We start from the raw sequence: 21,387 nt of genomic DNA, 5'->3' as shown, positions 1-21,387 counted from the left end.
CGGTCCCGGCCCTGCCCGGTCGGGACCGCGGGAGGCCATCCGCCCGGCAGGTCGTCGCAGGAATCGTTCGCTGCACTGAAGGAACGATTTTCAAGAACACTGTTCTGAATATCCGAACAGTGAGGGGATCTTAGATCCGGTTTCGCGCCCCGGTCAAGGGGGAACCGGTGGTAAACTGTTTCGCTATGCAGAACAGTGGTGCGCAAGGGTCCGCGGACGAGCAGGGACAGGCACCGGGAGCGGAGCCGAAGTACCTGGTGAAGACCGTGGCCAGAGCCGCGGAACTGCTGGAGGTGCTCGCCGCCGGCGGACCGGGTGCGGGACTGAGCGTCACCGAGGTCGCCCAGCGCAGCGGCGTCTCCAAGAGCGCCGCGTTCGGGCTGCTCCAGACCCTGCGGCACTACGGGCTGGTGGCCGACGAGGGCGAGGGCATGAACCGCCGCTACCGGCTGGGCATGTCGCTGGCCCGGCTCGGCGACCGCGCCCAGGCGCAGGTCTCCCTGCGCGACGTGGCCCGCCCGCTGCTGCGCGAGCTGACCGCCGCCACCGGCATGGCCTCACGCGTCGCGGTGCCCCAGGACGGCCAGGCGGTCATCGTCGACCAGGTCGACGCCGGCGGCGGACTGCGGCTGGACCTGCGGATGGGCGCCCGCGAACTGCCGCACTGCACCGGCATCGGCAAGGCGCTGCTGGCAGCCATGCCCGAGGCCGAGGCACGCGAGCTGATCGCCCGCACCGGGCTGCCGCGCCGCACCTCGCGCACCATCACCGACGAGGCGACGCTCTTCTCCCACCTGGCCGACATCCGCGCCACCGGCTACGCGCTGGACGACGAGGAGGATGCCGACGGGATCTTCTGCATCGGCAGCGTGGTCCGCGACCACCGGGACCGGTGCGTCGGCGCGATCAGCATCACCGGGCTGAAGCTCGACCTGCCCGGCTGGCGGTTCCGCGAACTCGGCCTCCAGGTACGGGACTTCGCCGATCAGATCAGTCAGAGCCTCGGGCACGGCGGCGCCGGGGCGACGTCGGAGGGACGCACCGCGGCCACCGCGGGGTCTTGACCGATTCACCGGCCGGGGCATAACGTCTCGCCCCATCGGACGGTGCCGCGTCAGCACCCTGCCCCTGGTCTGCGCTTTTCCCGCACCGGTCCGTCACCGCCATCCGCCCCTCCGGCAAGCGTCACGGGACTCGTCCTCACCTAAGGCCCATCGAAGGCTGAGGCACACCGTGAACGTTTCTCCTGGCCCCGTGCCGGGTTCCACCACCGACCAGAGCCCCGAGTCGAGCTCCGAACCGAGCCACCCGGACACCTCCCGCCGCAGGCTGCTGCGGGCCGGCGGCATCGGCGGGCTGCTGCTCGCGGCCACCACCACCGCGGTCGCCGCCGGCACCGGCACCGCCTCGGCCGCCGACAAGTCCCCCGCCCCGATCGCGGTGGACACCGTCGCCCACCTGCTCGCGCTCAACCCGAAGTCGCTCGCCGACGGCGCGGTCGCGTTCGTCTCCGGCTACCACGCCCCCGGCGACGGCGGCGGCCTGGCCGCCCGCTGGGACGCCGGCGCCACCACCGCCCCCAACGGCGGCACCGTGCTGCGCCCGGCCGGCCTCACCGGCAAGGGCCGCTGGCTCATGGTCCACGACGGCCTGCTGGACTTCCGCCAGTTCGGCATCGCCGACGCCTCCACCCCGGCCGACGACGCGCTGGACGCCATGATGGACGACCCGGCCGTCCACCGGATCGAGGCGCACACCGACCTCAACTTCACCAAGCGGCACACCTTCTCCCGCTCCCGGATCGAACTGGACTTCGGCGGCCACCTCGTCACCACCGACGGGATCGAGCCGAACAGCTACAACAACCCCTTCGGCGCGGTGCTCTACTTCCGCGGCACCGTCACCGACACCACGGTGAAGTCCGAGCTGTCCGCCGCCATGCCCGACCTCGCCGACATCTTCGAGGTGCCGGGGAGCGCGTCCTTCACCGTCGGCCAGTGGTGGACCGTCGAGATCGACGCGGCCGCGGGCACCGGGCTGTACGAGAAGGAGGTGCAGAAACTCGTCCAGGTCACCGAGATCGTGGACGGCACGCACATCCGGGTCAACTACAAGATCGGCTGGGACCTGGCCGCCGGGCGCACCTTCACCTGGACCCGGGTCGAGCCGGTCGAACGCGCCCATGTCCGCAACATGGTCTTCCAGGGCGTCCCCGACGTCGCCGACAACGACACCGTCACCGGCTCGCACCCGCTGGCCTACGAGTACGCCGTCTCCTGCGACGTCTCCGGCATCGACGCCACCGGCACCTTCTGGCCGGTGATCATCCGCCGCTGGTGCACCTACTTCCGCACCTCCGAGTGCCAGCTGAAGAACCCCGCCTCGGTCACCTACGGCGGCGCCGGCTACCTCACCCAGCAGATCTACTGCCTGTACGGCCACGTCGAGGACTGCCACGTCGCCAACGCCCGGCACCTCAACGACTGGACCGCCTCCGCCTACGGCTACGTCACCAACTGCCACGGCGACGGCGACGACCAGGGCCCCTTCGTCACCCACGGCCAGTTCGAGCACGACCTGACCTTCACCGGCAACTCCGGCCTGATGACCTTCGCCAACTCCGGTGCCGCCTGGGGCGGCGCGGCCAAGCGGGTCACCGTCCGCCGGCACGCCTGCTCCTGGTTCGTGGCCCGCACCAACATCACCGACCTGACGCTGGAGGACATGCTCGTCATCGGCAACGCCCAGGCCGGCTCCGGCATGATCTGGGTCAACGCCGACGGCGCCCAGCTGCGCGGCTGCGTCGCCTCCGGGCCGCTGGTGGTCTCGCAGGCGTCCGCGCGCTCCAAGCGGCCCACGGTGATCGCCGACTCCGCCTTCACCCAGGGCAAGGCGTCCGAGGTCACCGCGGCCACCGTCAGCTCCGACGTGCACCTGCTGCGGGTCACCCTGAAGAACCTGGACGGCGCGCAGTTCAACGGCACCGGCGACCTGGTGCTGGACCACTGCACCTTCACCGGCGCGGGCGACGGCGCCGCCCCGAGCACCGTCGCGCACGCCGACACCGCGGTGCACGGCGGCACCTTCGCCGACACCGGACTGGTGCTGGACTCCGCCAAGGACCAGCGGCTGTGGATCGACGGCGGCGCCCGCTTCACCGGCACCAACAGCTCCGCCGCCTTCCTCGCCCGCAGCGGCGCCGACCGCACCGTCAGCTGGCAGCTCGACGGCCTCGACTCCCGCGCCTCCGACGGCAAGACCGCGCACCTGCTGATCACCGACGGCGTCAACCACTACCGCGCGGGCGGCTCGTCCTTCACCGGCGGCCGCATCGAACTCGACCCGGCCGCGTTCACCGGCGCCGGCTACCTGCTGCACACCGGCTGCACCGAGGACGGCGTCACCCGCACCAAGGTGCCCGCCGAGGGCGACCGGGTCCGGCACACCAGCGGCAACCTGCTGGTCTGAGACCGCCGGCCGGGCCCGTTCCACCTCCCGGGCCCGGCCGGCCACCACCCCCTCGTACCCGTTCCCGCAGCACCGCCACGTCCACCGTGAGGAAGAGACCATGGCCACCGACCAGCGCAGCACCGGCGGCACCCCGATCCAGGGGCGCCCGGTGCGGATCGCCCTCGTGGGCGCGGGCAACCGCGGGATGACCTACGCCGGGTGGATACGCGAACACCCCGAGCGGGCCCGGATCGTCGCCGTCGCCGACCCCCGGCCCCAGGCGCGCGCCGCCCTGCCGTCCGCGACCGGCTACGGCGACTGGCGGGAACTGCTCGCCGCGACCGAGGCGAACGGCGGCCCGCTGGCCGACGGCGTCATCGTGGCCACCCAGGACCGCGACCACGCCGCACCGGTGCTCGCGCTGGCCCGGGCCGGCTACGCGGTACTCACCGAGAAGCCGCTCGCCCCCACCGAGGAGGAGTGCCGCGCCATCGTCGAGGGCGTCGAGGCGACCGGCGTGCCCTTCGCCGTGTGCCACGTCATGCGCTACACCCCCTACACCGACCTGGTGAAGAGCGTCGTGGACAGCGGCGTGCTGGGCACCGTCACGGGCCTGGACCACCTGGAACCGGTCGGCTGGTGGCACTACGCGCACTCCTACGTCCGCGGCCCGTGGCGCCGCGAGGCGGACTCCTCGCCGATGATCCTCGCCAAGTCCAGCCACGACCTGGACTGGATCGCCTACGTCACCGGCCGCCGGATCGAGACCGTGGCCAGCTTCGGCGCCCTGACCCACTTCCGCCCGGAGAACGCCCCGGCCGGCGCGACCGCCACCTGCCTGGACTGCCCGGCCGAACCGGACTGCCCGTACTCCGCGCCCAAGCTGTACTACCCGGCGCTGCGCACCACCGGCGGCGCCTGGCCGATCGACCACGTCACCGAGCACGCCACCGGCCCGCAGGACGAGCCGGTCCTCACCGAGGCGCTGCGCACCGGACCGTACGGGCGCTGCGTGTACCGCGCGGACAACGACGTGGTGGACAACCAGGTGGTCGCCATGCGGCTGTCCGGCGGCGCCACCGCGGTGTTCACCATGACCGCCTTCACCGAGCAGACCCACCGCCAGACCCGGATCTTCGGCAGCCACGGCTGGCTGCGCGGCGACGGCGAACGGGTCACCGTGCACGACTTCCGCGACGACACCGTCCAGGTGCTCGACGTGGGCGCCAGCGGCTCCAACGCCGCCGACGGCCACGGCGGCGGCGACACCGTCCTGGTCGAGTCCTTCGTCACCGCGCTCGCCACCGGCGACCGCTCCCACATCCGCTCCGGCCCGCTGGAGTCCCTCGGCAGCCACCTCGCCGCCTTCGCCGCGGAACGCTCCCGGCATCGCGGCACCGTCGAGACCGTGCCGCTCCGCTGACCCCGCCCGGCTGACCCCGCCCAGCCGACCCCGCCCGCCCCGCCCGCGCCCGTACGACCGCCAACGCCCGCTCCACGCCCGGAAAGCGAGAACCACCGTGAGACGCCGTAACACCGCAGCCTTCGCCCTCTCCGTCGCCGCCGCCCTGACCGCCACCGCCGTCGCCGGCTGCGGCTCCGGCACCGGCTCCGGGTCCAGCTCGAAGAAGACGATCAACACCTGGGTCTACCCGGTGATCAATGACGCGAAGGCGAACTCCGCCTACTGGGACGGCCTGGTCAAGGGCTTCGAGAAGGAGAACCCGGGGGTGACCGTCAAGGTCTCCACCTACCCGTGGGCCAACCGCGACACCGCGCTGGCCACCGCGATCGCCGCCGGCAAGGGCCCCGACGTCGCCTACCTGATCCCCGACCAGCTCTCCGCCTACCAGCGCAACCTGATCCCGGCGGCCAAGTGGATGTCCGCCGCGGACAAGGCCGCCTACCGCCCGGCCGCGCTCAAGGCGGTCACCGTCGACGGGCAGGCGTACGCCGCGCCGGTGCTGATGTCCAGCTACCCGCTGCTGTGCGACAAGAAGGTCCTGGACGCCGTCGGCGAGACGACCGCGCCGACCACCTGGGACCAGCTCGCCGCGCTCGCCCCGAAGCTGAAGGCCAAGGGCTTCTACGCCACCAGCTACAGCGGCGACACCACCGCCACCCTCAACATGACCTTCTACCCGCTGCTGTGGCAGGCCGGCGGGGACGTCTTCTCCGCCGACGGCAAGAAGGCCGCCTTCAACAGCGCGGCCGGCGTCAAGGCCCTCACCTGGCTGAAGACCTTCGTGGACAACGGCTGGACGCCCAAGGACCTGGTCACCACCACCCCGCAGATCGAGCAGACCGACCTCGCCAAGAACAAGGTCGCCTGTACCTGGCAGAACACCGCTGCCGAGGTCGAGCCGTTCTGGGGCAAGGAGAACATCGAGGTCGGCCCGGCGCTGACCGCCGCCAAGTCCGTGGCGTACGGCACCGTCGGCACCCTCGCGGTCTTCAAGGGCGCCAACCAGGAGCTGTCCGGCAAGTGGATCTCCTACGTGTCCCAGCCGAAGAACTCCGCCGGGCTCCAGACGCCGGGCGGCTACTTCTCGCCGCGCACCGACGCCACCGCGCTCTACCCCGGCGACGCCATCCAGCAGGCCACCGAGAAGGTGCTCGGCAGCACCGACGTCGGGCCGCTCAACAAGGCCGCGCGTGACGTGATGGGCCTGCTCGCCCCGCAGATCCAGGCCGCGCTGCTCGGCAAGACCACCCCGCAGAAGGCGCTGGACGACGCGGCGCAGGCCGCCGACCAGCTGATCGCCCGCAAGCGCTGACCGCCCCCGCCGCCCACCGCCCGTACGGCTGCGGGCCGCCCGCCCCCGGTGGGCGGCCCGCCCGGCAGCACCCGCCGCTTTCCGAAGGAGGTCCCGTGGCCGCAGTCGCGGAACGTACCACCCGCCCGCAGAAGAACCGACGCGGACCGCACGCGCGCCGGGAGGCCCGGATCGGGCTGCTGTTCGTGCTGCCCTGCTTCCTGCTCTTCCTGGCCTTCCGGTTCGGCCCGGGCGTCGCCGGGCTGGTGCTCGGCTTCACCGACTACACCATCGGCGACACCACCCACTTCACCGGGCTCCAGAACTTCCAGCGGATGGTGCACGACCCGCTGTTCTGGTCCTCGCTGCGGGTGACCGTCGTCTACAGCGTGATCGCCGTGCCCTTCACCATCCTCGCCTCGCTCGGGCTCGCGCTGCTGACCCGGCGGGCCTTCCGCGGCTCGCGGCTGTTCCGGTCGATCTTCTTCCTGCCGGTGGTCACCAGCCTCATCCTGGCCTCCACCGTCTTCATCTGGATCTTCTCCACCAAGGGCCCCTGGTCGGACCTGATGGGCCTGCTCGGGCTGCCCGACCAGTCCTGGCTGACCGACTCCGCGCTGGTGCTGCCCGCGATCGCCCTGGTCGGCATCTGGTCCCGCTGCGGCTACGGCATGCTCATCCTGCTCGCCCGACTCCAGGACGTACCGAGGGAGTTGGAGGAAGCCGCGCTGATGGACGGCGCCGGGCCGTTCCAGCGCTTCCGCTACATCGTCGCCCCGCAGCTGAAGCCGGCGTTCTTCTTCCTCGCGGTGATCGAGACCACCAACAGCTTCCAGATCTTCGACGCCATCTACGTGATGACCGGCGGCGGCCCGGCCAACGCCAGCTACAGCCTCGTGTACCAGCTCTACGACGCCGGCTTCAAGTACAGCGACCTCGGCTACGCCAGCGCGCTCGGCTGCGTGCTGTTCGTGATGACCGTGGTCGTGGCGCTCGTGCAGCGGCTGGTGCTCGGAAAGGAGAAGTGACCATGGCGAACGCGACCGTGCGCGCCGCCCGGCTCCGCCGGGCCGACCGGCCCCGCCGGGCCACCCGCACCCGCGAGCGCGACACCGTGCCCCGCGCGCTGCAACCCACCGCCGCCGGGCGGATCGTCCGCGGGGTGCTGCTCGCGGTCGCCTCCGTGGCGACGGTCTTCCCCTTCTACGCGATGCTGGTGCTGTCGCTGAAGCCCGGCGCCGCGGTGTCGCTGCCCGGCAGCCTGCTGCCCTGGCACCTGTCCGGCTCCTCCTACAGCGCGGTGCTCGACGCCCAGGACGTGCCGCGCTGGCTGCTGAACACCGTCGTCTACTCGGTGGTGTCGGTGGTCGGGGTGCTGGTGCTGTCCTCGCTGGCCGGGTACGCCTTCGCCAAGAAGCGGTTCCGCGGCCGGGAGACCATGTTCTGGTCGTTCCTGTCGATGGTCATGGTGCCCTACCACGTCACGATGATCCCGACCTTCATCATGATGGCGAAGCTCGGCGGCGTGGACACCTACTGGGGCCTGATCGTCCCCACCCTCGCCAACGCCCAGGCGGTCTTCCTGATGCGGCAGTTCATCAGGGACCTGCCCGACGAGATGTTCGAGGCGGCCCGGCTGGACGGGTGCAGCGAACTGCGGATCTTCGTCAGCATCGTGCTGCCGCTGCTCAAGCCGATCCTCGCCACGCTCGGCACGTTCGTCTTCCTGTGGCACTGGAACGACTTCCTGTGGCCGCTGGTCATGGGCCAGAGCAGCGACATGCGCACCCTCACCGTCGGCATCGCGTCGCTGCAACAGCAGCAGGTGCCGCTCAGCCAGGTGCTCGCCGGTTCGGTGATCGCCTTCGTCCCCATCTTCGCCGCCTACCTGGCCGGCCAGCGGTACTTCACCGAGGGCGTCACCGGTTCGGCCGTCAAAGGATGACCACGCACATGCCTCACACCTCCCCGAGCACCTCTCCGAGCGCCTCCCCGAGCGCCTCCCCGTCCCCCGCCGGCTTCCCGGAGGACGAGCAGCAGCTCGAAGACCTGCTCGCCACGCCGTCACCCGCCCTGGTGGCCGACCTCGCCCGCCTCGACGGCGACCTGGTCGTCCTCGGCGCGGGCGGCAAGATGGGCCCCAGCCTGTGCCGGCTGGCCCGCCGCGCGCTGGACGCCGCGGGCCGCGGCGACCTCGCGGTGCACGCCGTGTCCCGCTGGTCGGACCGGAAGGCGGCCGACGCGCTCGCCGCCGAGGGCGTCCGCCCGGTCGCGTTCGACCTGCTCGACGGCGACCCGGCCGAACTGCCCGACGCGGGCAACGCGGTCTTCATGGTCGGCGCCAAGTTCGGCTCCGCGGGCAACCCCGCGCACGCCTGGGCGGTCAACGCCGCCCTGCCGGACCGGATCGCCCGCCGCTACCGGGACGCGCGCATCGCCGCCTTCTCCACCGGCAACGTCTACCCGCTGGTCGACACCGCCTCCGCCGGGTCCGCCGAGACCGACCCCGTTGGCCCGGTCGGCGAGTACGCCATGTCCTGCCTGGGCCGCGAACGCGTCTTCGGCCACCACGCCGCCGAACACGGCACCCGCGTCGCGCTGCTCCGGCTCAACTACGCGATCGACCTGCGGTACGGGGTGCTCGCCGACATCGCCGCCACCGTGCACGCGGGCGAGCCGGTCGACGTCACCACCGGCCACGCCAACGTGGTCTGGCAGGGGTACGCCAACGAGGTCGCGCTGCGCGCGCTGCTGCACGCCGACGCCGAAGCCTTCACCCTCAACCTCACCGGCCCGGAGACCGCGTCCGTACGGCGGCTGGCGCACCTGTTCGCCGAGGAGTTCGGCCGGGCGGGCACTACTGGCGGCGGCCCGGGCAGCGAAACCGCCCTGGAACAGGCATCCTTGACGACGGGTCAGGAATCCGGCACGGCCCTGCTGTCCGACGCGAGCCGCTGCCACGCCCTGTTCGGCTATCCGCCGGTGCCGCTGCGCACCCTCGTCGGCTGGCAGGCCGAGTGGATTCGGCGCGGGCTGCCGCTGTCGGGCCGGCCCACCAAGTTCCATGTCCGCGACGGAAGGTTCTGACCCACCGTGTCCACCCGCACCCCCGGCACCGCCGCCCCCACCGGCACCGACGGCGCCCCCGCAAGCGTTTCCGGCCGCACCCCGGACGACGCTCCCGGCAGCGCACCGGGCGGGGCGAGCCCGCTCGACCTGCTCGCCGCCGGCACCGTCATACCCGCCCACCCGCTGGCCCTCACCGCCGAACGCCGGCTGGACGAACGGCGCCAGCGCGCCCTGACCCGCTACTACCTGGCCTCGGGCGCCGGCGGCATCGCCGTCGGCGTGCACACCACCCAGTTCGAGATCAGGGACGCCGCCGTCGGCCTGCTCCGCCCGGTGCTCGAACTCGCCGCGGAGACCGCCGACAAGGAGTCCGGCCGCCCCGTGGTGAAGATCGCGGGCGCCTGCGGCTACACCGCGCAGGCCGTCGCCGAGGCCGAACTCGCCGCCGAACTCGGCTACGACGCGGTGCTGTTGAGCCCCGCGGTGCCCGGCGCCGACGAGGCCGGGCTGCTGGAGCGGGCCCGCGCCGTCGGCCAGGTGCTGCCCGTGGTCGGCTTCTACCTCCAGGAGGCCGTCGGGGGCCGCTACCTGTCGGCCGGCTTCTGGCGGGCGTTCGCGGAGATCCCCTCCGTGGTGGCGATCAAGGCCGCGCCCTTCGACCGCTACCGCACCGCCGAGGTGATCGCCGCCGTCGCCGCGAGCGACCGCGCCGGGCAGGTCGCCCTGTACACCGGCAACGACGACGCGATCCTCCACGACCTGCTCACCCCCTACCGCACCTCCGGCGGTGAACTGCGCTGGTTCGCCGGCGGGCTGCTCGGGCAGTGGGCGGTGTGGACCCGCGGCGCCGTGCGGATGCTGGCCGAGGTCCGCGCGGCCCGCGCCGGCGACCAGGACCTCATGACCGACCTGCTGCGCCGGGCCCCGCAGCTCAGCGAGGCCAACGCGGCGGTCTTCGACGTCCGCAACGCCTTCCGCGGCTGCATCCCCGGCGTCCACGAAGTCCTGCGCCGCCAGGGCCTGCTGGCCGGCACCTGGTGCCTCGACCCCGCCGAACGGCTCTCCCCGCGCCAGGCCGAGGAGATCGCCCGCGTCGCCGCCGCCTACCCCTGGCTGACCGACGACGCCTTCGTGGCGGAGCACCGCGATGCCTGGCTCTCCTGACCCCGGCGGCCCCCGACCTCCCCTCGCCGGCGGGGAGCCGGCGCGGGGCGGGCGGGCGGTGGTCGTCGTCGCGGTGGGGCAGGCGCTGCGGCGGCAGCTGTTCACCGGCGCGTCCTGGGAGCGGCTGACCGCACTGGCCGAGGTCGTGCTCCTCGAACACCCCGGCGACCGGGCGGAGCTGGCGGCCGCCCTGCGCGCGGCCGACGTGCTCGTCACCGGCTGGGGCACCGCCCGGCTCGACGCCGAACTGCTCGCGGGCGCACCCCGGTTGGGGCTGGTGGCGCACACCGGGGGAGCGGTGAGCCCGTATGTCACCCGGGAGGTGTTCGCCCGCGGGGTGCGCGTCACCCAGGCCGGCGCCGCCATGGCCCGGCCGGTAGCCGAGGTCGCCCTCGCCTTCACCCTCGCCCTGCTGCACCGCGTCCACCGCTTCGACCACGCGCTGCGCTCCGGCGCGCCCTGGGAGCAGGCCGAGGCGGCGCCCGAGCGCCACCAGATCCTCGGCTGTCCGGTGGGCGTGATCGGCGCCTCCCGCACCGGCCGCGCGTACATCGCCCTGGTCCGGGCGCTCGGCGCCGAGGTGACAGTGGCCGACCCGTATCTCGACCCGGCGGACGCGCACGCGCTCGGGGTGCGGGTGGCCGGGCTGGACCAGGTGCTGGCCGGCAGCCGGATCACCGCGGTGCACGCGCCCGCGCTCGCCGAGACCCGGCACCTGCTCGGCCGCAGGGAGCTGGCCCTGCTCCCCGACGGCGCCGGGCTGGTCAACACCGCCAGGTCCTGGCTGGTGGACGAGGCCGCGCTGCTGGCCGAACTGCGCACCGGCCGGATCGACGCGGCCCTCGACGTCTACGACGACGAACCGCTGCCCACCGGCCACCCGCTGCGCGCCCTGCCCAACGTGCTGCTGACGCCCCATCAGGCCGCGGCGACCGTCGAGGGGCGGCACGCGCTGGGCGACAGCACCGTGGCCGAGGTCGAACGGCACCTGCGGGGCGAGGAGTTGCGGCACGCGGTGGACCGCGACGCGCTGGCACGCGTCGAGTAGCCGTACGCCCCGCACCGGCCGGCACCCGCTCCCGCCGTTCGTCCCCGCGCCCCCGTACACCCGCCCGCACCCGTACCCCTGCCCGCACCCCGATGCGCACCCGCATCACCCGCACGAGGAGAGAACACCAATGCGCCTGATGCGCCTGGGACCGGCCGGCGGCGAGCGCCCCGTGCTCGGCACCGCCGACGGCCGGACGTATGACCTGTCCGGCCTGACCCCCGACATCGACCCCGCCTTCTTCGCCGCCGACGGCCCCGCGCGGGCCCGGGACGCGCTGGCCGCGGGCGCGCTGCCCGAACTCCCGGCCGCCGACCTCGCCGGGCTGCGCGTCGGCGCGCCCGTCGCCCGGCCCGGCGCGGTGCTGTGCATCGGCCAGAACTACGCCGCCCACGCCCGCGAGTCGGGCGCCGAACCGCCCACCGAGCCGATCCTCTTCCACAAGAGCCCCAACACCGTGGTCGGCCCGCAGGACACCGTGCTCATCCCGCGCGGCTCGCGGCAGACCGACTGGGAGGTGGAGCTGACCGTGGTGATCGGCCGCCGCGCCCGCTACCTCGCCGCGGACGACGACCCGCTGGCGTACGTCGCCGGCTACGCGCTGGGCGACGACGTCTCCGAGCGGGCCTTCCAGCTCGGCACCCCCGGCGGCCAGTGGGCCAAGGGCAAGAGCTGCGAGACCTTCCACCCGCTCGGCCCCTGGCTGCTGACCGCCGACGAGGTGCCCGACCCGCAGGCGCTGCGGCTGCGCTCCTGGGTCAACGGCGAGCCCCGGCAGGACTCCTCGACCGCCGACATGATCTTCGGCGTCGCCGAGATCGTCCGGCACCTGTCCCAGTACCTGGTCCTGGAGCCGGGCGACCTGATCGACACCGGCACCCCCGAGGGCGTCGCGCTCTCCGGCCGCTTCCCCTACCTGTCCGCCGACGACGTGGTCGAGATGGAGATCGACGGCCTCGGCCGGCACCGCTCGGTGTGCGCCGATGCCTGAGCGCGCCCGACGCGGCCCGGACCGGCGCGGCGGCCGCCCGGTGACCGCGCGGTGCTGACCTTCGACGCCCGGCCGGTGCGCACCGGCGGCTTCCGGCTCGCCGAGGGTCCGGTCTGGGACGGCCCGCGCGAACGGCTGCTGTGGGTGGACATCGACGCCGGACTGGTCCACGAGGGGCGGCTGCGGCCCGGCCGGGCGGAGGTGGTGCGCAGGCACCGCCTCCCGGGCCCGGCCGCCGCGGTGGCCTGCGCCGCCGACGGCCGCCTGCTGGTCGCGGGCCGGTACGGCCTGACGGTGCTGCTGCCCGACGGCACCCGCCGGGCCGGCGCCCGGGTGCTGCCGCAGGGCGCCCCGGCCCGGCTGAACGACGGCGGCTGCGACCCGACCGGGCGCTTCCTGGTCGGCTCGACCGCGCTCGACGGCCGCCGCGGCGCGGACATCCTGGTCCGGCTCGCGGGCGACGGCCGCCCCCGCCCCCTGGACACCGACCTCACCTGCTCCAACGGCCTGGCCTGGTCGCCCGACGGCACGCTCATGTACAGCGTGGACACCGGCGCCGGACTGGTCCGGGTCCGCGGCTACGACCCGGTGACCGGCCGGGCCGGGCCGCGCAGGGACTTCCTCGCGGTGCGCGGCGGGCTGCCGGACGGGCTGTGCACCGACCGCGACGGCAACCTGTGGCTCGCGGTGTGGGGCGCCGGCGAGGTGCGCTGCCACGCGCCCGACGCCCGGCACCTGGCGACCGTACGGGTCCCCGTGGCGCACCCGTCGAGCGCGGCCTTCGCCGGGCCCGGCCTCGACACGCTGCTGATCAGCGCGGGCGGGCCCGACGGCGGCCTGTTCGCGGTGCGCCCGGGTGCGCGGGGCGCGCCCCTGCCCGCCTGGGACGGCGTGAGCCGCTGAGCGGGCCCCGGGTCAGAAGGTCGTGGCCGGGTTCAGCTCGGACTTGGTGATGCCGGTGCCGGGCAGCCCCCACTTGGCGAAGATCTTCGCGTAGGTGCCGTCGGCGATCAGCTTGTTCACCGCGTCGCGCAGCGCCGGGGCGATCGGCGAGTTGCGGGCGGTGACGAAGCCTACGGCGGTGGTGCTGATCTGGCCGAGGAACCTGGTGCCCGCGATCCGGGTCGCGTCGTACTTCAGGCCGAGGGTCGGGCCGAACATCACATCGACCTTGCCGTTGGCCAGGCCGAGGAAGATCGGCGCGCTATCGGCGAAGTACTGCACCTTGTACGGCTTCTTGCCGGCCTTCGCGCAGTCGCCGGCACCGTCGGTGAGGATCTGCTGGAAGGTCGAGCCGGGCGAGGTGGCGACGGTCAGGCCGCACAGGTCGGTGAGCTTCTTCACCGACGTGAGGGAGACGGTGCGCGAACCGAGGAACGCCTGCCCGTCGTTGAGGTAGGTCGCGAAGTCGACCACCTTCTCGCGTTCCTTGGTGGCGCCGAAGTTGTCCTGGCCGACGTCGTAACGGCCGTTCTGCACACCGGGGATGATCGTGGGGAAGGTGCCGTTCTGCACCTTCCAGGTGACGCCGAGCACCTTGGCGACGGCGTTGCGCAGGTCCACGTCCAGGCCGACGTCCTTGCCGTTGTCCTGGCCGGCGTGCGGCAGGCCCTGCACGCCCGGCTGGAGGGTGGTGCCGAGCGTCAGGGTGCCGCTGGCGCGGACCTTGGCGGGCAGTTCGGCGGTGAGCTTCGGGTCGGCGGTGACGGCGGAGACCACGTCCTGGGTGGGGATCGCGGTCGAACTTCCGCCGCTGGCAGCGGGTTTGGCGCCCGCGTCGGAGGAGGTGCCGGCGGAGTCGCCGGAGGAGCCGCCGCAGGCGGCGAGCAGCGCGAGGGCGGCCGCGGTGGCGGCGGCGGTGGCGGCGAGTCTCACGGAGCGGCGGTGGGAACGGCGTTCGGTGGTCACGGGAGTGCCTTTCGGGGAGACCGGCGAAGAGCGCCGGCGGGTGCGCGGCAGCAGGGGGCCGCGGGGGAGCAGGCAGGGTGCGGGCGGGGTGCGGGCGGAAGAGTCAGAGGACCGCGGCGAGGAAGGAGCGGGCGCGTTCGTGCCGTGGCGCGCTCAACACGTCGGCGGGGGCGCCGGATTCGATGATCCGTCCGCCGTCGAGGAAGACCACGGTGTCGGCGGCCTTGCGGGCGAAGCCGATCTCGTGGGTGACGACGATCATCGTCATACCGCTGACCGCCAGGTCCTGGATCACCGCCAGCACCTCGCCCACGAGTTCGGGGTCGAGCGCGCTGGTCGGCTCGTCGAAGAGCAGCAGCCGCGGGTCCATCGCCAGCGCGCGGGCGATCGCCACCCGCTGCTGCTGGCCGCCGGACAACTGCCGGGGATAGGAGTCCTCCCGGCCCGCCAGGCCCACCCGTTCGAGCAGTTCGCGCGCCCGGGCGGCGGCCTGCTTGCGGGGGACGCCGCGCACCGCCACCGGTGCCTCGACGAGGTTGCCGAGCACCGTCAGGTGCGGGAAGAGGTTGAACTGCTGGAAGACCATGCCGACGTCCGCCCGCTGCCGGGTGACCGCGCGCGCCCGCAGCTCGTGCAGCCGCCCGCCGTCGTGCCGGTAGCCGACCAGTTCGCCGCCGATCTCCACGAACCCGCCGTCCGGCCGCTCCAGGTGGTTCACGCAGCGCAGCAGCGTCGACTTCCCGGACCCGGACGGCCCGAGCAGCACCGTGACCTCGCCCTCGCGCACGTCGAGGTCCACACCGTCCAGCACGGTGTGCGCGCCGTAGCTCTTGCGCAGGCCGCGCACCCGCACCAGCGGCCGCCCGCCGGCGCTCATGACAGCCCCGCCGCGGTGGAGGCGCCGGCCGGCCCGAACAGCGGTACGTTCGCGCGGGCCACCTGCCAGAAGCCGCGCGCGGTACGGTCGCCGGGCCGCCCGCTGCCGCGCGCGTAGTGCCGCTCGACGTAGTACTGGCCGACCGACAGCAGCGTGGTCAGGATGACGTACCAGAGGGTGGCGACCAGCAGCAGCGGCATGATCAGGAAGTTCTGGTTGTAGATCAACTGGCTGGAGTACAGCAGGTCCTGGACCGCGATGACGCTGACGATCGAGGTCGCCTTCAGCATGCCGATCAGCAGGTTGCCGGAGGCGGGGATGATCGCGGGCATGGCCTGCGGCAGCACGATCCGGCGGAAGATCCGCCCCTCGCCCAGCCCCAGCGCCCGCGCCGCCTCGCGCTGCCCGCGGTCGACCGACAGGATGCCGCCGCGGACGATCTCCGAGGAGAACGCGGCCACGTCCAGCGTCAGCCCGACGTAGGCGGCCAGCACCCCGCTGAACAGGTGCGCGGTCGAGACGCCCGCGAACTGCGGCCCGAACGGCACCCCCACCGACAACCGCGGGTACAGCGAGGCCAGTTCGTACCAGAAGAGCAGTTGGACGAGCGGCGGGACCGAGCGCACCAGCCAGACGTAGCCGAAGCTCAGCGCGCGCAGCACGGGGTTGCGCGACAGCCGCATCGCGGCGACGCCGACCCCCAGCAGGTAGCCGCTGGCCATCACCGCGCCGGTCAGCCAGAGGGTCAGCTCGAGGCCGTGCAGGATCGAGGAGCTGAGGAAGTAGTGGCCGACCACGTGCCATTGGAAGCGCGGGTTGGTGGCCAGGGTGTGGACGAGCATCGCGAAGAGCACCAGCAGCACCGCCGCCGAGAGCCACTGCCCCGGCCGCCGCAGCGGCACGATCCGGGCGGCGAGCAGCGAGGCGTCGGCCGGGCGGACGTCCAGCGCGCGGACCTCCGGGGACGGCGGCCGGTCGGCCTTCGGCGCAGCGGGCTGACCGGACGCGGACGTGGTGGGCCGGTCGGACGTGGTGGGCCGGTCGGACGCCGGCCGGCCCGCGTCCGCGGGTTTGCCGGGCGCGGTCGGGTCGGGCGGGGGCGGCGGGTGGCCGGGGGCGGCGGTGACCGGCCCGGAGGTGTCGTGCTGGGGCATCGTCGGGGTTCCCGTCTCGTCGGGGAGCGCGGCGGCATCCGGGCATGGCGGCCCCGCGCGGGGCCGGCCGGCCGGGCGGGGCCACCGGGGAGGAGGGCAGGGGCGGGCGGGAGTTCAGCCGGCCGCGCACGCCGGGGAGTGAGCCGCGGCACCGATGGCGCGGCGGTGGGAAAGCGGGAGGTGCGGGAGGTGCGGAAGGAACGGCGGCGGGCCGTCAGCGGGCCGCGGGCGTCCCCGGACACAGGGCGCTGCACACGCGGAGCAGGTCGACATGGCGCCGGACCACCCGGGTCCGGGCGAAGCCGCGGGGACACTGCGCCAGGCCGCGTCGGTCTGCGTCCATGCCCGTCCCCTCGCTGTCTTCGGCGCTGTGGGCGCCGGGCCTGACGGCCGGTGGTACGACCGCGGACACCGGTCGTGGCGGGCCGCGTGACACCGGGCCCGTGCCCTCAGCACGTTAACCGCAGGGCGGCGGCCGGGCAATCCCCCTCGGCGCCCGCCGGATGTGGCGCGGATCGCGTCCGGCGAGGGGGGATTGTGTTCGAACACGGCACCGAGTTACCGTGCTTGCAGGTCATGAGCGTCAGCAACCAAGGCCCTGGCCGGCTGACCGGCAACCCTCCGTCGCGGTGGGGTGCTCCAGGTGACGACCCGGCGGAGCCGACGGCGGCTCGGCAAGCGCGAGCTCGGCAGGCGTGGGCCGATCGAGGCGGGAGGTGCGAAGTGCGCGGCGACAGCGAGCAGTCGACGCCCCCCGGCGTACCCGGCCTCGTCACGTACTCGCGCCGCCACATCGACCTCCAGCGCGTCGCCGGCGCCCTGTGTCCGGGCACACCGACGGCCCGGCTGCCGCGTACCGCCGGCTGAGCCCGCTCCACCCCCCGCTTCACCCTGGCGCCCTGCGCGCATCCTCCGTCCTTCCGCCGGCCCACCCGGGGACGACGCCGTTCCCGGTGCGGGCCCGTCCGGTTCCCTCCGGCCTGCCCGCCGCCGGCCCCGCGGCCGCCGGTCCGCCGCGTGCGGAGGGGACCTGCGGCCCGGCGCCCCCCGTAGGCACCCGATCCCGTACGCACTCCGATCCGTACGCACCCCGATCCGTCCACACCCCGACCTCCATGCCCCGGCCGTTCGCCCGCGGCCCGTCCGAGCAGGAAGCGGTACGTCCATGTCCCGATCCACCACCCCCCTCCACCTCGCGGTCGCCCTCGACGGCGCCGGCTGGCACCCCGCCGCCTGGCGCGAGCCCGACGCGCGGCCGGCCGAGCTGTTCACCGCGCGCTACTGGGCCGACCTGGCCGCCGAGGCCGAACGCGGCCTGCTGGACCTGCTCACCATCGAGGACTCCCTCGGCCTCCAGTCGTCCCTGCCCACCGGCCCCGACGAGCGGACCGACCAGGTGCGCGGCCGGCTGGACGCGGTGCTGACCGCCGCCCGGATCGCACCGCTGACCCGGCACATCGGCCTGCTGCCGGTCGCGGTGGTCACCCACACCGAGCCGTTCCACCTGTCGAAGGCGATCGCCACCCTCGACTACGTCAGCACCGGCCGCGCCGGGGTCCAGGTGCGGGTGTCCGCCCGGCCCGACGAGGCCGCGCACTTCGGCCGCCGCACCCTGCCCGGGCTGTCGCTCGACGCGCTGGACACCCCGGACGGCAGGGCGCTGCTGGCCGAACTGTTCGGCGAGGCCGCCGACTACGTCGAGGTGGTGCGGCGGCTGTGGGACAGCTGGGAGGACGACGCGGAGATCCGCGACGTGGCCACCGGCCGCTTCATCGACCGCGACAAGCTGCACTACATCGACTTCGAGGGACCGCACTTCAGCGTCAAGGGGCCCTCCATCACCCCGCGCCCGCCGCAGGGCCAGCCGCTGGTGGCAGCGCTCGCGCACCGCACCGAGCCCTTCCGCCTGGTCGCCTCCTCCGCCGACCTCGGCTTCACCACCCCGCACGGCATCGGGCAGGCGGCCGCGGTCGTCGGCGAGATCCGCCAGGCGCAGGAGGAGGCCGGGCGGGGCGGCCAGACCGTGCACGTCTTCGCGGACCTGGTGGTCTTCCTCGACGAGGAGCCCGGCCGGGCCGCCGAGCGCCGCGCCCGGCTGGACGCCGAACTGGACGCGCCCTACGCCAGTGACGCCCTGGTCTTCACCGGCACCGCCGCCGAACTCGCTGACCTGCTGCTGGAGTTCGCCGCCACCGGGCTGACCGGCTTCCGGCTGCGCCCCGCGACGCTGCCCTACGACCTGGCCCGCGTCAGCCGCGACCTGGTGCCCGAACTCCAGCGCCGCGGCGCCTTCCGCGAGTCGTACCAGGCCGACACGCTGCGCGGGCTGCTCGGCCTGCCCCGCCCGGCCAACCGCTACGCCCCCGCCTGAGCGACCCGCGCGAAGCCCCAGGAGGCAGACCCCGCATGAGCAGCACCGACCGGACCGGCACACCCGGCAGCAATGGCAAGCCGCGCAAGCAGATCCACCTCGCCGCGCACTTCCCCGGCGTCAACAACACCACCGTGTGGAGCGACCCGGCCGCCGGCAGCCAGATTGACTTCAGCTCCTTCGTCCACCTGGCGCGCACCGCGGAACGGGCGAAGTTCGACTTCCTGTTCCTGGCCGAGGGGCTGCGGCTGCGCGAACAGGGCGGCCTCATCCACGACCTGGACGTCGTCGGCCGCCCCGACACCTTCACGGTACTCGCCGCGCTCGCCGCCGTCACCGACCGGCTGGGCCTGGCCGGCACCATCAACTCCACCTTCAACGAACCCTACGAGGTGGCCCGGCAGTTCGCGTCGCTCGACCACCTCTCGGGCGGCCGCGCCGCCTGGAACGTGGTCACCTCCTGGGACGCCTTCACCGGCGAGAACTTCCGCCGCGGCGGCTACCTCGCCCAGCCCGACCGCTACGAGCGGGCCCGCCAGTTCCTCACCGCCGTACGGGAGTTGCTGGACTCCTGGCCGGGCGGCGAGGTCATAGCGGACCGGGCGGGCGGCGCCTTCCTGCGGGCGCCGGGACCCGGCCGGTTCGACCACCGCACCACCCAGTTCGACATCCGCGGCCACTTCAACGTGCCGCGCGGCCCGCAGGGCCACCCGGTGGTCTTCCAGGCCGGCGACTCCGAGCAGGGCCGGGAGTTCGCCGCCTCCGCCGCCGACGCGATCTTCACCCGGCACGGCACCCTGGAGGCGGGCAAGGCGTTCTACGCCGACGTCAAGGGCCGCCTCCCGAAGTACGGCCGCACCGCCGAGGAACTGCTGATCCTGCCCGGCGTGAGCTTCGTCCTCGGCGACAGCGCGGCCGACGCCGAGGAGAAGTCGCGGGTGATCCGCCGCCAGCAGGTCAGCGGGGCCACCGCGACCGCCTTCCTGGAGCGGCTGTGGAACCGCGACCTGAGCGCCTACGACCCGGAGGGCCCGCTGCCGGACGTCGAGCCGCTGACCGACGCCGAGCCGATCGGCCGCGGCCGCGCCGACGCCCACCGCGACGACCGCGCGCAGACCGCCGCCCGCTGGCGGGCCGTCGCCGAGGAACGCAAGCTCTCCATCCGGGACCTGGTGATCGAACTGACCGGGCGGCAGTCCTTCGTCGGCACCGCCGAGCACGTCGCCGCTCAGCTCGACGCGTTCGTCCAGGCCGACGCCAGCGACGGCTTCATCCTCGCGCCCCACCTCACCCCGGGCGGCCTCGACGAGTTCGCGGACACCGTGGTGCCGCTGCTCCAGGAGCGCGGCGTCTTCCGCACCGAGTACGAGGGCGAGACCCTGCGCGACCACCTGGGCCTGGCCCACCCCGACCGCCCGGGCCCGGCCCGCGCCGGAGCACCGGCCGCGGCCGGTGAGGTGAGGGCCGCGTCGTGAAGTTCCTCGCCATCACCCTGATCGTCCACGCGCCCCACCCCGTCACCGGTGAGCGCAAGTCCACCCGCGCCCGGTTCCAGGAAGTCGTCGACAACGCCCTGCTCGCCGAGGAGCTGGGTTTCGACGGCTTCGGTGTCGGGGAGCGCCACGAACGGCCGTTCATCTCCTCGGCGCCGCCGGTGGTGCTCAGCCACCTCGCCGCCCTCACCTCCCGCATCCGGCTGTTCACCGCGGTCACCACGCTCAGCCTGCTCGACCCGGTACGGGCCTACGAGGACTACGCCACCCTCGACCACCTCTCCGACGGCCGGCTGGAGCTGATCGTCGGCAAGGGCAACGGCTCCGCCCAGCGCGAGCTGTTCCACGTCACCACCGACGACCAGTGGGACCGCAACGCCGAGAGCTACGAGCTGTTCCGCACCCTGTGGCGGCAGGACCGCACCACCGCCCGCCCGCGGTTCCGGCCCGCCCTGGAGGAGGCCGAGGTGTGGCCGCGGCCGTTCCAGCAGCCGATCCGGGTCTGGCACGGCAGCGCCACCAGCCGCGAGTCGGTCGACCTCGCCGCCCGCTACGGCGACCCGCTGTTCTCCGCCAACGTCACCAACCCCATCGAGCCCTACGCCGAGTTGGTGCGCTACTACCGGGAGCGGTGGGCGCACTACGGCCACGACCCGGCGCTCGCCACCGTGGGCGCGGGCAGCGCCGGCTACTACGCCGCGCGCACCTCGCAGGAGGCCCTGGCCGCCTACCGCCCCGTCTTCGAGGGCCGGCTCGCGTTCTCCAAGCGGCTCGGCCTGGAACCGGTCTTCCCGACCCTGGAGGACTTCGTCGCGCGCAGCTCGGCGCTGATCGGCAGCCCGCAGCAGATCATCGACAAGGTCCACCGCTACCACGAGCAGTTCGGCCACAGCGTGCTCCACCTGCACGCCGACGCGGACGGCCTCACCGACACCCAGCACCGCGACGCGCTCGCGCTGTTCCAGTCGGACATCGCGCCGACCCTGCGCCGGGACATCCCCGACCCGCCGTGGCCCTGGGGCCCGGTCGGCGCCCCGGCCGCGCCCGACCCCTCCGCGCCGACGTCCGACCCCGCCGCGGCCCCGTCCGCGGCCGCCTGACAAGGA

The 21,387-nt window shown here is 73.9% G+C and carries 18 protein-coding genes and 1 riboswitch; of the genes, 15 read left to right on the top strand and 3 right to left on the bottom strand.

Annotated elements, in window-relative coordinates; genetic code table 11:
• Window positions 1-185: 185 nt before the first annotated feature.
• The 11 genes from AC3EVP_RS33630 to AC3EVP_RS33580 all read left to right on the top strand — a co-directional run bounded on the left by AC3EVP_RS33630 (window position 186) and on the right by AC3EVP_RS33580 (window position 13,381).
• Window positions 186-1,064: an IclR family transcriptional regulator gene (locus AC3EVP_RS33630; protein ID WP_335979536.1), complete on the top strand. Its 879-nt coding sequence runs from the start codon at window positions 186-188 to the stop codon at window positions 1,062-1,064.
• A 190-nt stretch (window positions 1,065-1,254) separates the two neighbouring features.
• A complete protein-coding gene (locus tag AC3EVP_RS33625) occupies window positions 1,255-3,468 on the top strand; it encodes a peptidase C14 (protein WP_488179843.1) in 2,214 nt (737 codons plus the stop codon).
• Window positions 3,469-3,568: 100 nt separating this feature from the next.
• A complete protein-coding gene (locus AC3EVP_RS33620; RefSeq protein ID WP_435136675.1) occupies window positions 3,569-4,873 on the top strand; it encodes a Gfo/Idh/MocA family protein in 1,305 nt (434 codons plus the stop codon).
• A gap of 97 nt (window positions 4,874-4,970) precedes the next feature.
• Complete coding sequence (locus AC3EVP_RS33615) at window positions 4,971-6,227, top strand: extracellular solute-binding protein (protein WP_435136672.1); 1,257 nt, start codon at window positions 4,971-4,973, stop codon at window positions 6,225-6,227.
• A 95-nt stretch (window positions 6,228-6,322) separates the two neighbouring features.
• Window positions 6,323-7,234, top strand: coding sequence for a carbohydrate ABC transporter permease (locus AC3EVP_RS33610; RefSeq protein WP_335979544.1), 912 nt, complete (start codon window positions 6,323-6,325; stop codon window positions 7,232-7,234).
• Window positions 7,235-7,236: 2 nt separating this feature from the next.
• The gene (locus AC3EVP_RS33605) at window positions 7,237-8,151 is read left to right on the top strand and encodes a carbohydrate ABC transporter permease (protein ID WP_335979546.1); all 915 of its coding nucleotides are present in this window, start codon (window positions 7,237-7,239) and stop codon (window positions 8,149-8,151) included.
• 8 nt (window positions 8,152-8,159) lie between these two features.
• Window positions 8,160-9,293 (top strand): NAD-dependent epimerase/dehydratase family protein, encoded by a 1,134-nt coding sequence (locus tag AC3EVP_RS33600; RefSeq protein WP_435136668.1) that lies wholly within the window; start codon window positions 8,160-8,162, stop codon window positions 9,291-9,293.
• A gap of 150 nt (window positions 9,294-9,443) precedes the next feature.
• The gene (locus tag AC3EVP_RS33595; RefSeq protein ID WP_435136722.1) at window positions 9,444-10,439 is read left to right on the top strand and encodes a dihydrodipicolinate synthase family protein; all 996 of its coding nucleotides are present in this window, start codon (window positions 9,444-9,446) and stop codon (window positions 10,437-10,439) included.
• Complete coding sequence (locus AC3EVP_RS33590; RefSeq protein ID WP_435136665.1) at window positions 10,423-11,487, top strand: hydroxyacid dehydrogenase; 1,065 nt, start codon at window positions 10,423-10,425, stop codon at window positions 11,485-11,487. Before AC3EVP_RS33595 ends, AC3EVP_RS33590 begins: the two co-directional genes overlap by 17 nt.
• 130 nt (window positions 11,488-11,617) lie before the next feature.
• Window positions 11,618-12,478 (top strand): fumarylacetoacetate hydrolase family protein, encoded by an 861-nt coding sequence (locus tag AC3EVP_RS33585; RefSeq protein WP_435136662.1) that lies wholly within the window; start codon window positions 11,618-11,620, stop codon window positions 12,476-12,478.
• Between the two features lie 51 nt (window positions 12,479-12,529).
• The gene (locus tag AC3EVP_RS33580) at window positions 12,530-13,381 is read left to right on the top strand and encodes an SMP-30/gluconolactonase/LRE family protein (protein WP_435136659.1); all 852 of its coding nucleotides are present in this window, start codon (window positions 12,530-12,532) and stop codon (window positions 13,379-13,381) included.
• A gap of 12 nt (window positions 13,382-13,393) precedes the next feature.
• Here the strand turns inward: AC3EVP_RS33580 and AC3EVP_RS33575 are convergent, their stop codons facing one another.
• The 3 genes from AC3EVP_RS33575 to AC3EVP_RS33565 form a co-directional block, all read right to left on the bottom strand.
• On the bottom strand, window positions 13,394-14,386 hold the full coding sequence (locus tag AC3EVP_RS33575) for an ABC transporter substrate-binding protein (protein ID WP_435136656.1): 993 nt from the start codon (window positions 14,384-14,386) through the stop codon (window positions 13,394-13,396).
• Window positions 14,387-14,489: 103 nt separating this feature from the next.
• Window positions 14,490-15,263 (bottom strand): amino acid ABC transporter ATP-binding protein, encoded by a 774-nt coding sequence (locus AC3EVP_RS33570; RefSeq protein ID WP_435136653.1) that lies wholly within the window; start codon window positions 15,261-15,263, stop codon window positions 14,490-14,492.
• Entirely contained in the window at window positions 15,260-16,417 is a 1,158-nt protein-coding gene (locus AC3EVP_RS33565; RefSeq protein ID WP_435136650.1) for an amino acid ABC transporter permease, read from the bottom strand. Before AC3EVP_RS33565 ends, AC3EVP_RS33570 begins: the two co-directional genes overlap by 4 nt.
• Window positions 16,418-16,989: 572 nt before the next feature.
• Window positions 16,990-17,104: riboswitch (SAM riboswitch) on the top strand.
• Window positions 17,105-17,140: 36 nt separating this feature from the next.
• Here AC3EVP_RS33565 and AC3EVP_RS33560 point away from each other — a divergent pair.
• From AC3EVP_RS33560 to AC3EVP_RS33545, 4 genes are all read left to right on the top strand, one after another.
• Window positions 17,141-17,284 (top strand): putative leader peptide, encoded by a 144-nt coding sequence (locus AC3EVP_RS33560; protein ID WP_335979562.1) that lies wholly within the window; start codon window positions 17,141-17,143, stop codon window positions 17,282-17,284.
• 298 nt (window positions 17,285-17,582) lie between these two features.
• Window positions 17,583-18,788: an LLM class flavin-dependent oxidoreductase gene (locus tag AC3EVP_RS33555; RefSeq protein WP_435136647.1), complete on the top strand. Its 1,206-nt coding sequence runs from the start codon at window positions 17,583-17,585 to the stop codon at window positions 18,786-18,788.
• 35 nt (window positions 18,789-18,823) lie between these two features.
• A complete protein-coding gene (locus AC3EVP_RS33550; RefSeq protein WP_435136644.1) occupies window positions 18,824-20,263 on the top strand; it encodes an NtaA/DmoA family FMN-dependent monooxygenase in 1,440 nt (479 codons plus the stop codon).
• Complete coding sequence (locus tag AC3EVP_RS33545; RefSeq protein ID WP_335979568.1) at window positions 20,260-21,381, top strand: LLM class flavin-dependent oxidoreductase; 1,122 nt, start codon at window positions 20,260-20,262, stop codon at window positions 21,379-21,381. The genes AC3EVP_RS33550 and AC3EVP_RS33545 overlap by 4 nt, the downstream gene beginning before the upstream one ends.
• Window positions 21,382-21,387: the final 6 nt, after the last annotated feature.

The organism is Actinacidiphila sp. bgisy144 (assembly GCF_057708105.1).
The sequence above is the reverse complement of the archived record's forward strand: the minus strand, read 5'-3'. Positions and strand labels throughout refer to the sequence as shown.